The sequence below is a fragment of the Acinetobacter sp. ANC 4648 genome, from assembly GCF_002135345.1.
In the GTDB taxonomy this organism is placed as follows: domain Bacteria; phylum Pseudomonadota; class Gammaproteobacteria; order Pseudomonadales; family Moraxellaceae; genus Acinetobacter.
In genome coordinates, this window is sequence record NZ_NEGI01000003.1 from 138,195 (window position 1) to 151,465 (window position 13,271).

11 protein-coding genes are annotated in these 13,271 nt (G+C 37.5%); 5 read left to right on the forward strand and 6 right to left on the reverse strand.

Annotation, left to right across the window (positions count from 1 at the left end; translation table 11 throughout):
* Window positions 1-28 precede the first annotated feature (28 nt).
* Window positions 29-1,339: an efflux RND transporter periplasmic adaptor subunit gene (locus B9T27_RS06740; RefSeq protein ID WP_086206080.1), complete on the reverse strand. Its 1,311-nt coding sequence runs from the start codon at window positions 1,337-1,339 to the stop codon at window positions 29-31.
* Between the two features lie 335 nt (window positions 1,340-1,674).
* On the reverse strand, window positions 1,675-3,396 hold the full coding sequence (locus B9T27_RS06745) for a glutamine--tRNA ligase/YqeY domain fusion protein (protein ID WP_086206081.1): 1,722 nt from the start codon (window positions 3,394-3,396) through the stop codon (window positions 1,675-1,677).
* A 167-nt stretch (window positions 3,397-3,563) separates the two neighbouring features.
* On the opposite strand from B9T27_RS06745, the gene B9T27_RS06750 reads away from it, so the two are divergent.
* The 3 genes from B9T27_RS06750 (at window position 3,564) to nfsB (ending at window position 5,588) form a co-directional block, all read left to right on the forward strand.
* Entirely contained in the window at window positions 3,564-4,073 is a 510-nt protein-coding gene (locus B9T27_RS06750; protein ID WP_086206082.1) for a peptidylprolyl isomerase, read from the forward strand.
* 18 nt (window positions 4,074-4,091) lie between these two features.
* On the forward strand, window positions 4,092-4,811 hold the full coding sequence (locus tag B9T27_RS06755) for a UDP-2,3-diacylglucosamine diphosphatase (RefSeq protein WP_086206083.1): 720 nt from the start codon (window positions 4,092-4,094) through the stop codon (window positions 4,809-4,811).
* Window positions 4,812-4,934: 123 nt separating this feature from the next.
* Window positions 4,935-5,588 (forward strand): oxygen-insensitive NAD(P)H nitroreductase, encoded by a 654-nt coding sequence (gene nfsB, locus B9T27_RS06760; protein ID WP_086206084.1) that lies wholly within the window; start codon window positions 4,935-4,937, stop codon window positions 5,586-5,588.
* A 99-nt stretch (window positions 5,589-5,687) separates the two neighbouring features.
* On the opposite strand, the gene B9T27_RS06765 is transcribed toward nfsB, so the two are convergent.
* From B9T27_RS06765 to B9T27_RS06775, 3 genes are all read right to left on the reverse strand, one after another.
* Window positions 5,688-6,950 carry a serine hydrolase domain-containing protein gene (locus B9T27_RS06765; RefSeq protein ID WP_086206085.1) on the reverse strand — a complete coding sequence of 421 codons (1,263 nt, stop codon included), beginning with the start codon at window positions 6,948-6,950 and terminating at the stop codon, window positions 5,688-5,690.
* 78 nt (window positions 6,951-7,028) lie between these two features.
* Window positions 7,029-7,883 (reverse strand): MaoC family dehydratase, encoded by an 855-nt coding sequence (locus tag B9T27_RS06770; protein ID WP_086206086.1) that lies wholly within the window; start codon window positions 7,881-7,883, stop codon window positions 7,029-7,031.
* 172 nt (window positions 7,884-8,055) lie between these two features.
* Window positions 8,056-9,447 carry a 3-oxoacyl-ACP reductase gene (locus tag B9T27_RS06775; RefSeq protein ID WP_086206087.1) on the reverse strand — a complete coding sequence of 464 codons (1,392 nt, stop codon included), beginning with the start codon at window positions 9,445-9,447 and terminating at the stop codon, window positions 8,056-8,058.
* Window positions 9,448-9,685: 238 nt separating this feature from the next.
* Here B9T27_RS06775 and B9T27_RS06780 point away from each other — a divergent pair, with 238 nt between their 5' ends.
* Window positions 9,686-11,212 carry an acetyl-CoA C-acetyltransferase gene (locus B9T27_RS06780; RefSeq protein WP_086206088.1) on the forward strand — a complete coding sequence of 509 codons (1,527 nt, stop codon included), beginning with the start codon at window positions 9,686-9,688 and terminating at the stop codon, window positions 11,210-11,212.
* Window positions 11,213-11,825: 613 nt separating this feature from the next.
* Here B9T27_RS06780 and aceI read toward each other — a convergent pair.
* Window positions 11,826-12,254, reverse strand: coding sequence for a chlorhexidine efflux PACE transporter AceI (gene aceI, locus B9T27_RS06785; RefSeq protein ID WP_086206089.1), 429 nt, complete (start codon window positions 12,252-12,254; stop codon window positions 11,826-11,828).
* A gap of 119 nt (window positions 12,255-12,373) precedes the next feature.
* Between aceI and B9T27_RS06790 the strand changes: the two genes are divergently transcribed.
* Window positions 12,374-13,264, forward strand: a complete 891-nt coding sequence (locus B9T27_RS06790; protein ID WP_086206090.1) for a LysR family transcriptional regulator — start codon at window positions 12,374-12,376, stop codon at window positions 13,262-13,264.
* The last annotated feature ends 7 nt before the right edge of the window (window positions 13,265-13,271 follow it).

Consider the following 13,271-nt stretch of genomic DNA (forward strand, 5'->3'; position numbering starts at 1 on the left):
ACGCTGTTCTGGTTGTTCACCTGTTCTGCTATTTTTTACGGGCACTGGATTGGGTAAAAGATTTTGTGCAGCATACATGAAGATTTGATTCGAGTGATTGCTCTGATTTCATTGTAGCTTTAATGTGATCTGATTTTGGGACAACATCACCTAAGCGAACTTTTGCACCATCTTTAAGCTTATCCACTCCATCCGTGACTACTTGATCATTGGCTTGAATTGCACCTTGTATAAGTACAGTATTATCACCAATGACCGTACCCGTCGTCACATTCACGACTGTAACTGTATGATCTGGATTTACTTTATAGACAAAACTTCCATTACTGCCCAATTGTAAAGCAACTGTTGGAACAATCAGAGCATTGAAAATTTTGCCAACTTGCATTTGAATATTGACAAATTGATTTGGAAATAAGTGCTGATTATGGTTATCAAATTCAGCCTTAATATTAATCGTACCCGTACTGGTATTCACTTGGTTGTCTAAAGCCAATAACTTCCCATCAGCAAGTTTTTGGCTATTTTGTCGATCCCATGCTTGAATAGGGATTATTTGCTGTGGATCATCCATTAACTGGATCAGCTGCGTCAAATATTGTTCTGGAACGGCAAACACCACTGAAATATTTTTAAGTTGAGTAATATTCGCAATCCCATTGGGATCCGTCGTATTTACCATATTGCCAGCATCCACTTGTCTTAGACCAATACGACCAGCGGCAGGTGCGGTGACCTGCGTATAACTGAGCTGCAATTTGGCATTATCGACAGCTGCTTGATCAGTTTTGACCACACCTTGATACTGTTGAACTAAAGATGCTTGGGTATCATATTGTTGCTTAGCAATCGAATCTTGTTTCCAAAGCTGTGCATAACGCTGTAAATCCAATTTTGCATTACTCAGTAATGCTTGATCTCGTAAAAGTTGCCCCTGACTTTGTAATAAGGCAGCTTTTGGAGCCCGATCATCAATTTGTGCTAAAAGCTGCCCTTTCTGAACAAAACTTCCTTCTTTGAAATAGACATGCATCAACACACCACTGACGAGTGGATGAACAACGACTGTATTGGAAGATGTAACCGTACCTAAGGCCTGTATAGAAGAGTTGATATCTTTTTGTACAACGGTAGCGACACCTACAACTGTTGGAGCAGAATTTGCACCACCTTTTTTGCTTTGATCTGAACCTTGAGTCGATTGCACTGATTTATGTGTAAGATGCCAAATTCCCCAAGCAACTAAAAAGAGAATGATCAACACAATCAAGTAACTTATGATTCCTTTAATTTTGGATGGTTTTTTTACAACTTCCGTCTCTTCAGATGAATTATTCATTTTGTTATCATTGGTATTATTTTATTCTAATATAAATCATTCAATCACTTTAATTTAAGTTTAAATGTTTATTTTTTTATCATTTATAGACAGCTAAATTGATCCATTATTTTGCGTATTTTCACTCACTAAATGAACTTTTATCCTCTATATTTTGTCTAGTTCATTTTAGCAAATTACTTATTACAGCAATCTTCATAAAATATTTTCAAATTAAATACCCACCCATAAATTACCATTTAATTTTTGTTATACAGCACTAAATTTTCTGTTTTGAGCAATTAAAATCATAAAAAAGCCCAACCGAAATTGAGCTTTTAATTATGGATATAAAATTACTTACCTGGCTTAAAACTGTCTTTTAAGTCTAGAATACGGTTAAACACAGGTTTTTCGCTTGTATGATCATATTGATCAGCTACGAAATAACCTTCACGTTCAAACTGGAAGCGATCTTCAGGTTGTGCCAATGCTAATGCTGGTTCAATGATAGCTTGCAAAACCGTTAAAGAATCAGGATTTAGATGCGCTAAAAAATCATCATCAGCATCTGGTGCTGCTTCAGTAAATAAACGGTCATAGACACGAACTTCCGCAGCAATACCCTTCTCCGCAGAAACCCAATGTACAACCCCTTTTACTTTACGCCCTTCAGGATTTTTACCTAAAGTTTCAGGATCGATTGAACACTTAAGCTCAACAACCTCACCATTGATATCTTTAATCACTTCATCGCACTTAATCACATAAGCATGACGTAAACGAACTTCGCCTTCTGGGGTCAAACGTTTAAAGCCTTTTGGTGGAACTTCTTCGAAATCTTTACGATCAATGTATATTTCTTTCGATAAAGGAATAATGCGTTCGCCCATATCTACGTTTGGATGACGCGAATGGCTTAGATCCATATCTTCAGGAAGATTGGTTAAAGTCACTTTCAATGGATTAAGTACCGCCATACCACGTGCAGCAGTGTTTTCCAGTGATTGACGAATACAGAACTCAAGCATTGCAACATCAACAATACCATCTGTTTTAGATACGCCTACACGTTTACAAAAGTCACGTAAGCCTTCCGCAGTAAAACCACGACGACGCATACCAACAACAGTTGGCATACGTGGATCATCCCAACCATGAACATGATTACCTTCGACCAGCTTACGTAATTTACGTTTAGAGGTAATGGTGTAATCAATATTTAAACGGCTCGATTCGTACTGATGTGGAACAGATGGCGATTTAACTTTTTCCACAACCCAATCATAAAATGGACGGTGGTCTTGGAATTCAAGCGTACACAGTGAATGGGTAATCCCTTCAATCGCATCTGATAACGGATGCGCATAATCATACATTGGATACATTTTCCATGTATCACCCGTTTGATGATGTTCAGAATGGAGTACACGATACAAAATAGGATCACGCATATGTACATTCGGTGAAGCCATATCAATTTTAGCGCGTAAAACAGCTTTGCCTTCACCCAATTCACCATTATTCATTTGTGTAAAGCGAGCTAAGTTTTCTTCTACTGAGGTTTCACGATAAGGTGAATTTTTACCTAGCTCAATAAAATTACCACGGTTTAAACGAATTTCTTCAGGTGATTGTAAATCGACATAAGCATCACCCTGTTGAATTAATTGAATTGCCCAAGCATGCAATTGATCAAAATAACTTGATGCATAGCGTGGCTCACCATTCCATTCAAAACCTAGCCACTTCACATCATTGGCAATACCATCGACATATTCTTGTTCTTCTGCATCAGGATTCGTATCATCAAAACGCAAGTTACATAAGCCATCAAACTCTTGAGCAATCCCAAAGTTTAAGCAGATTGCTTTAACATGACCAATGTGTAAATAACCATTCGGTTCTGGCGGAAAGCGAGTCACAACCTGTTTTGTACGGCCCGATGCTAAATCTTCAGTAATGACTTGACGTACAAAGTCTAAGCCCGCCTGTTGTTCTTGCTGCGCAGCATCGACAGATGTATTACTGGTTGTCGGGGTCTTCGGCAGTTCTGAAACAACATCATTTGGCTTCATAGTTGATAAATCACTTCTATAAGATAAAATAGGGTAATAAAAATGCAATTTTCAGTTTATTAACAAAGAAAATCGCGTTTTTGCTTGCCTTGTAGTTTACAGTTTGCTTATGCTTCTCTCAACCACAAACCCATGGCTTTTTTTGTCCATGATCAGGAGATTATAGAATGAGTTTTCCTCAAGTCGAATTAAACACCAATAAAGGGCGCATTGTTCTTGAACTTAATGCTGAAAAAGCACCTATTACTGTGGCTAACTTTTTAGAATATGTTCGCGATGGTTTTTATGATGGCGTAATTTTCCACCGTGTTATTGAAGGTTTCATGATCCAAGGCGGTGGCATGGATGAAAACTTCAAAGAAAAAACAACACGTGATTCTATTGAAAATGAAGCGGACAACGGTTTAAGCAATGAAGAAGGTACGGTTGCTATGGCACGTACTCAAGCACCTCATTCAGCTTCTGCGCAATTCTTCATTAACGTAAAAGACAACTCTTTCCTTAACCACACAGGTAAAACTGCACAAGGTTGGGGTTATGCAGTATTTGGTAAAGTTGTTGAAGGCCTAGATATTGTTGAAGCAATCAAAGGTGTACGTACTGGCAACCGTGGTTACCATGCTGATGTACCTTTAGAAAATGTCGTCATTGAATCTGCTAAAATCATTTCTGAATAATTTTATTTAGGATTGCTCGTGACGTATTTGTTTATCGCTGATTTACATTTGTCACCTGAACACCCTCGACTGGTTCGAGGGTTTTTGGATTTATTGATTCAATATAAAAACAAAAATACGCAACTGTACATTTTGGGTGATTGGTTTAATGCTTGGATTGGCGATGATTACACTGCTCCATGGTTAGAAGAGCTTGTTACAGCGTTAAAACAATTTCACCAAGCAGGCAATCAAGTTTTCTTCCAAGTTGGAAATCGTGACTTTGCTTTAGGCCAAAGATTTTTAGATCAATTTAACGCAATACTTCTTCCAGATGTTTATACGCTAAAAATAGGCAATAAAACCTTTCGGTTAGAACATGGCGATGCTTTATGCACTGATGATATTTCCTATCAACGCTTTAAAAAAATCATTCGTAATCCCATTATTCTGGGACTACTCAAAAGTACGCCTTTAAGTTTTAGACAAAAACTTGCCAATGGTTTTCGTAAAAAAAGCCGTGAATCTCAACAGCATAAAACCTATGAAATTATGGATGTAAATGCTGAAGCAGTAAATCAAGCCTTGAATAATATTGATTTTTTGATTCATGGACATACCCATCGCCCCGAGATTCATCCTGTAAATGATAAATTACATATTGTCTTAGGCGATTGGCGTGAACGTACCTCTGAGGCTATGATTTTAGAAGTTGATGAAAATGGTGAATGGCAATTAATTAAGTGGAATATCAAATAAAACTGTTGATTTCAAATTTCCAAGAAATGACTTTTCATGTTTACTCACGCTTTGATTACGTTCTTTTCATATTTTATGCCTATAATCAATCCATATTTAAAAATTGAAAGTTAGGTTTAAAACATGGACTTATTAAACGTTTCAAAAACACGCTATACCACCAAAGCTTACGATGCTAAAAGAAAAATTCCGCAACCGCAATTTGATCGTTTACTTGAAATTCTACGTTTAACCCCATCCTCGATTAATATTCAACCTTGGCACTTTTTCATTGCAGACAACCCAACGGCCAAAGAACGCATTGCCAAAAGTCTGGTAGGTAAATATGCTTATAATGCAGCTAAAGTTTTAGATTCATCGCATACAATTTTATTTTGTACTAAAGCCGATATTAGTGAACAACATCTTGAAAATCTAATTCACCAAGATGATCTGAGTGGACGCTTTAAAGATGAAAAAGCCAAACAGGGCCAAAAAGATAGCCGTTCAGGTTATGTACATTATTACCGTAATGAAAAGGGGGATATCCAACGTTGGGCTGAAAATCAGACCTTTATCGCTTTAGGCCAAATTCTTTTAGCTGCAGGGATTGAGGGTATTGATGCTACGCCTATTGGTGGTTTTGATGAGGAAATTATGACTGAAGAATTACAATTAACTGAAAAAGGTCTAGTACCTTCAGTCCTGTTAACTTTAGGTTATCGAAGCGATTCCGACTTTAATGCAACATTACCTAAATCCCGTTTAAATAAAGAAGATATTTTTACGCAGTTATAAAATAGCTTAGAGGGTAAGTAATATAGATACTTACCCTTCTTATAAAATTATAGTTTTAAATTTAACAATCCATTCCATCATAAAGTAACGCTCTAAAAATCAAAACCAACCTTTACGTCCTTTCAACACAGCATCTGCACAACGTAAAGTCTCTTGACTTAAACCCCAAAGACGATAATCACCCGTCATTGAACCAATCATAAAGTTATGCGTATAAGCAAAACTGAGGTCTCGTTGTGGGTCACACCAAGCACCAGAGCCATTGTATCCGATATGTCCAAAACCCTGTTTAACGCGTTTCCCCATCGTAATCACACGGTGATATCCTAAGCGCCAGTTCATTGGAATCGGCATCACACGATCACGTTTAAAACTTTGTATTTGGCTCAATACTGTAAAGACTTCTGGCTTAAGTATTTCTTGATTTTCCCAAACACCTTTATTGGCCAGCATGGCATACATTTTAGCCAAACTATTCGCGGTAAAAACACCATTCGCGGCAGGAATAATCGCTTGTAAACCTTGATCACTAAAGAAACTAAAATCTTTCATACCCTTCGGTATCATTGCATCTAAAAAATCTTGAGGATTCTGCCCACTTAATTGAATCAGTTTTTCAGAAAAATTATTTTTATGTTGTTTTTGGATTGAAGATTTAGTCTTGGATTGTACAACGTGCTCTTGTTCTATTTTTGATAATGGGCGTGCTACACGAGCAAGTTGTGTAGTGGGTACGCCAAAGTATGCACCGTCTAATTCTAAAGGATCCTCCAAATAGCGCTGCATCAACCAAACCAATGGTTGCTTGGTCGCTTTTTCTAAGATACCACCCACCAACCAGCCAAAAGTGAGTGCTTGATAGGCAATATCAGACCCCATCTCAAATCTTGGGGTCGCTTGCTCCATGACTGTCAACATATGCTGCCAATCCGCCATTTCCACAGCGCGCGCAATCAAATTTCGAATGTCATATAAACCACTCTGATGACTCAGAATATGTCGCAAAGTCATGCCTGCTTTACCATTTTCCCCAAACTCAGGCCAATACTGAATAATCGGTGTATCGTAAGCTAAAAAGCCTTCACTGACTAAAATATGCGCCAAAGTAGCGATGACACCTTTGCCTGTTGAATAACATATAGATAAGGTATCCTGAGCCCAGTTTTCTGTTGCAGATTTTTTTCCAGTAAAAATATCAACAACTTTTTGTCCCTGAAAATAAACTGCAAGTGCTGCACCACCATGATCAACGCGTGCATCTTGTAATCGGCTAAATTGCTGTGCTAAATCATAAAATCGCTCATCAACAATACCATGATAATTTTCAGTATTTGCAAAAATAATATCTTTTAACTGGCCCATTCCTTTAACCCTCTTATTCTTATATCTCTATTAAAAAAGCCTAAATTATCTTAATTTAGGCTTAATCTATGAGTCTACTTATAAAGCTTGTACCACACCGCTCACATGCGGCTTTTTAGATTTTTGATTCCGAATCAAAAAGTCAGTTTCTTTACTCTGTTGAGCCGTTAAAAACTCAACTGTTGAAGGTAGATACATCGGTAATTTAAACCAAACATCCGCTTCATAAGCATCAGGCAAGGCCAAACTTGCCAATGCGCGTGCCTTACTCCACATACCATGTGCAATCGCTTGTTTAAAACCAAAGGCTTTTGCGGTCACAGCATGAATATGAATGAGGTTGAAATCACCTGAGATCATTGCATAACGGCGACCCGTATTTTCCGAGATATTCCACTCGGCTTGAATTTGATAATCTGGCTCTTTGGTTTCTTTGGTTTTCTCTGATACCGCAGCTGTAGTTTTTTGACGTGATAAATACGTCGTTGTGCCTTGCATCACAATATCATTACCGACTTTCGCAGTGGTAATAAAATCAAATTGTACGCCTTTATCATGTGGCTTAAGCTCACCAAACTGACAAGATAGAGTCAATTGCTCATTCACGCCAATTTTACGCGTTTGCTTAACAACGTTTCGAATATGAACTAAACCTAAAATTGCAAATGGAAATGCTTCTGAAGTCATCATATGCATTTGCAAACTTTGTGACAGTACAGCTAAATAAATAGCAGGAATATAGCCATTATTTTTAAAACCACACACTTCGTTATAAGCTTTTAAATGCTTTGGATCAATTTTGAATGAATCCACCACATATTCAACTTGTGGCAGAATTTTCTCAGCTTTCGGCTTTTTGAAAATAAGACCTTGAATCACTTTTGGATAAGCTAGATACGGTTTAGGAAGTTGACTAAAGTGGCGAGTATTCATACTGGACCTTTGGAGAATTATTTTTAGATAAATCATTATGCATTGCTTTTCTTCAGTAAGGTTTAAAGCTTACTGAAGAGCTTATTAGAGAGGGAATATAGAAAAGACCAAAGCTCCCTCTCTAACTTTCTCAGAGTACTATAAAGGCACTATGAGAAACACCTTACGTTGTCTAAGCACCTAACAAGCTTTGACCACAGACACGAACCACATTGCCATTTAAACCTGTTGATGCAGCTGATGCAAACAAGGCAATAGTTTCTGCAACATCGACAGGTAGACCACCTTGACTCATCGAATTCATACGACGACCAGCTTCACGAATTGCAAAAGGAATCGCCGCAGTCATTTGAGTTTCAATAAAACCAGGTGCAACAGCATTAATAGTGATACCATCTTTTAATACAGGGGCAGTAAATTTTACCAAACCAATCACACCAGCCTTAGAAGCAGCATAATTCGTTTGACCTAAATTACCAGCGATACCTGAAATTGAAGAGACACAAACAATACGACCATTCTCATTCAAACCTGAATGATTCAATAAATAATCATTAATGCGTTCTGCAGCAGATAAATTAATATTGATTACCATATCCCACAATTCTGGTTTCATATTCGCTAAAGTTTTATCGCGAGTCACCCCAGCATTATGGACAATAATATCCAAGCCACCTTTAGACGCAGCAGCGGCTTTAATTTGCTCACCTGCATCAGCAGCTGTGATATCAATAGCAAGTGTTGATCCACCAATTTCATTGGCAACGCGATCTAAATCTGCTTGTTGTTGTGGTACATCTAAACAAATTACATGTGCACCATCGCGTGATAATACATGAGCAATTGCTTCGCCAATACCACGACTCGCACCAGTAACCAAAGCTGTTTTGCCCGCTAAAGGCTTCGCCCAATCAATATCAAGTACATCCGCTTTAGATACATGAATTACTTGACCAGATACATAAGCTGAACGTGGAGAAAGTAAGAATCGTAATGATGACTCTAAATTCGCAGCTGCATCAGCATCCACAAGAATCAAATCAGCAGCAATCCCTTTTTTAAATTCTTTACCCACAGACTTCACAAAACCTTCAAGTGCACGTTGAGCAATTGCTTGCTGAATCGTAGGTGCGGTTTCTGGAGTTAGCCCGACAATAATCACTCGACCAGAGTTTTGAATTTGACGTGCAATTGGATGAAAGAAATTGTACAACTCATGTAACTGTTCCGAGTTTTGAATACCAGAAGCATCAAAAACTACTGCTTTAAATTTAGATTCTTTATCACCTTCATTAAAAGCATTAACAGTTAAGCCCACTTTAGCAGCAGCTTGCTGTAATTCTGCATTATTACCAGCATAACTATTTGCATGAATATTACTTAATACTTGTGCAATCGCACCTGAAAAAATACTATTCGGCGCGGCACCGAAAAGAGCTGCACCTTTAAGCACAGGTGTCGCAGATTCAAAACGATCTAACTCAAGAGGAGAAGGTAAACCTAAATTTTTAATGACAAATTTACCAATTGGAGATTTAGAAAAAGCTTGGTATTGGTCAGACATGATTATTATCTCTCAGCAATATAATTGTGAATGAATCGCAGGTATCTATTAACTTCAATGTAATGTCAGATACTTATAATGACTTCAATTCATTCGTTCCACAATAATAATACTTGAGTTACCCCCCTGATGTCTTGACCTGAATGATCAGTCAAATGTCATTTTAGTCAATTCAGGCCATTTGACTCTATGTTAATGTATGCACTAAGAATATCGTAAACATGCTTGGAAAAGCCTTATGAGCAAATCAACTCAAGAAAATCCAACTGTCGAGAATTCTGCGACAGAAGCTGTGTCAAATACATCAAAACCACGTACGCGTACGAGTCAAAGTACTGCTACGGCTTCTAAAGCAGCAAATGCTACTGCGAAAACTCGCCCACGTGCGACATCTTCACGTAGTAAAAACACTGCAACACATTCTAAGAAAGCTGAATCGACAGCACCTGTTACAACTCAAACTGCTGTTCCACAGGAAAAAATTATGAGTCAAAATACTATTCGTCGTGTTGCTATTATTGGTGGCAATCGTATTCCGTTTGCACGTTCAAATGGTGCATACTTCCAAGCATCTAACATTGATATGTTGACTGCCGCATTAAATGGTCTAGTTGAGCGTTTCAATTTGCAAGGTCAACGTTTAGGTGAAGTTGCTGCTGGTGCAGTCTTAAAACACAGCCGTGATTTCAATATGACACGTGAGTGTGTGCTCAACACTCAACTTGCACCAGAAACCCCTGCTTATGACTTACAACAAGCTTGTGCAACAGGTTTACAAGCGGCATTCCAAGTAGCGAATAAAATTGCCTTAGGCCAAATTGATGTAGGTATTGCAGGCGGTGTAGATACAACTTCTGATGCACCAATCGCCTTTGGTGATGGTTTACGTAAAGCATTACTGGAGTTAAATATTGCTAAAACGGCAAAAGATCGTTTAAAAGCGCTGACGAAAATTAATGTAAAAGACTTGCTTGATGCCCCTAAAAATGGTGAGCCACGTACTGGTTTATCTATGGGTGATCACCAAGCAATTACTGCACTAGAATGGGGTATTCCTCGTGAAGCGCAAGATGAGCTTGCAGCTTCTTCTCATCAAAAAATGGCAAAAGCATATGATGAAGGCTTCTTCGAAGACCTAATCACACCATTTATGAGTCTTGAGCGTGATAATAACTTACGTGCGGATTCAACTGTAGAAAAGTTAGCAAAATTAAAGCCTGCTTTTGGTAAAGGCGATGCTCGTACTATGACTGCGGGTAACTCTACCCCCCTTACGGATGGTGCTTCTGTCGTACTTTTAGCCTCTGAAGAATGGGCTAAAGAAAATGGACATGAAGTTTTAGCTTACTTAACCTTCTCTGAAACTGCTGCAGTTGATTTTGTTGGTAAAAAAGAAGGCTTATTGATGGCACCGGCTTATGCAGTTCCACGTATGCTTGAACGTGCTGGTATTACTCTACAAGATTTCGACTATTATGAAATTCATGAAGCTTTTGCATCACAAGTACTTTCTACCTTAAAGGCTTGGGAAGATCCTAAATTCTGTAAAGAACGTTTAGGTTTAGATGCTCCTTTAGGTTCAATCGATCGTTCTAAGTTAAACGTTAAAGGCTCTTCATTGGCAGCTGGTCATCCATTTGCTGCTACAGGTGGTCGTATTCTTGCAACAGCTGCAAAACTATTGAATGAAAAAGGTTCAGGTCGTGTTCTGATTTCAATCTGCGCCGCTGGTGGTCAAGGCGTAACGGCGATTGTAGAAAAATAATTTTTTCTACTTTTAACTTACTGAATAAAAACTCATTTGTAATCACAAGTGGGTTTTTATTATCAACTTTTAATAAATATAAAAATGAAATAAATTGGTGATTATTTAGCCAATGAATTGCAACGAGCTTTAACTTATGTCAAACAAACAAAATAATCATGCACTATTACTGCCAATATTTCAGATACACATAAATTTTTAAATGACAGCTTTGCCATATGCATAACAATTTCTAGCCTTATGGTTGTATATAACTTTTTATTTATAGGAGTCAGCCCACGCGCTAAAATACAAATACGTAGCTATATACATACATTAAATAAAAATCAAAAAAGCATATTTAGTCCACTTGGAGCTCTATTTTTTATCTTTATCACTGTTTTTCTTAATTTTATCTGGTTCATTCTTATTGATGATCTTCCTCCACCAAACAGCAAAAATTATATTGTGACTTACTTTTCAAGCTTTGCACCTGCTTATTTAAGCTTATTGTTTTACTTCTTTAAATATTCACTCATTCTCTGTATCACACTATTATTATTCTACATATTAGAGAGTCAAAAATTAAAATAAAAAGCCATATACATTGATATGGCTTTTTAGCAGGGTTCATTTAAATCGAATGTTTAGGCTGATAACCCAAGCGCGCTTCAATATAGTCATAGCACCATTGGAAAATAAAGGTATAGACTAAAATACACAAGGTCATACTTAAATCCAGTAAAATTGCCTGAAAAATGGTCATATCCATTGCATAGGCAACCATTGGAATAGTGGCTAACATTAAACCACCTTCAAAACCAATTGCGTGCATAATCCGTACAGGAATGGTTCTTTTTAATTGATGCTTTCTTTCATATTTTTCAAAAAAATGATTAAAAATCATATTCCAAATTACAGAAGTAACCGCCATGGCAACACCTAATGTCCCTGCTATTTCCATAGGCACTTCAAAAATAAAACTTAACGCAATCGCTATGATCACCAACAAGATGATCTCATAGCTCAATGCATGAACAATCCTTCTCTTGGAAATCAACATTTTCAATTACTCGCTATACTATTCATTAGATGAGTTGTATTTTATGCTTATAATATTGATCAATCGAGTCAGATTCTTTCAATCTTATTGATAGATAAGCCATATATAAGTGATCCTATATGAATATTAATCAGGAACAACTCATCATCTTTAAAACGGTGATCGAAGCAGGATCTTTTTCTGCAGCTGCACGAAAACTTGGTAAAGTTCCATCTGCCGTTAGTATGTCCATTTCAAATTTAGAAATTGATCTTAACCTCAACCTATTCAATCGCATCGGGCGTGAGCCTATTCCCACTCCTCAAGCACTGAGTCTTTATGAAAAAACTGAACAGTTACTCATAGAAATGAATCAATGGAAGCAGCAAGCCTCTGCCTTGAGCAATGGTTTGGAATCCGCCTTAAATATTGTTGTAGTTTCTGAACTTTTACATACGCATTGGACTGACTATATTTCTTTGCTTGAGCAAAAATTCCCTGAACTGCAGATTAATATTTTTTCAGCTCCTCAAGAAGATGCCTTAAAGTTACTGTTAAACCAATCTGCACAACTGGCTTTAATGTTTGAACGTGAACAATTAGAAAGCCGTGAACAATTTGTAGAACTGAAACGCGAAGCATTAGTTCCTGTCGCAGCCAAAGACTATCCTTTGGCACAATCTGAACATGTTAGTTTTGAACAAATTTTACAAAGTCGGCAAATTGTCGTCGCCAGTCGTGACCGCACAATTAAACCCGAACTACTCTACTCGAAACGTAATTGGCGTACTGACAATCATCATTCTGCCTGCGCAATGATTATGCAAGGTCTTGGTTGGGGCGTATTGCCTTTAGAAATGTTTAATGAAAATCCAAGTTTAAAAAAACACCTAAAAATTTTAAACTTCTCAGATTTCACACCAAAGTTTGAATATTTTGTCGATTTAGTCTGGAGTCGTGAAACTGAACTGGGTGCAGCTGCTCGTTTTTTGATTAATCACATCCGAAAGCAACGAATTCATACAAAATAAAGCCACT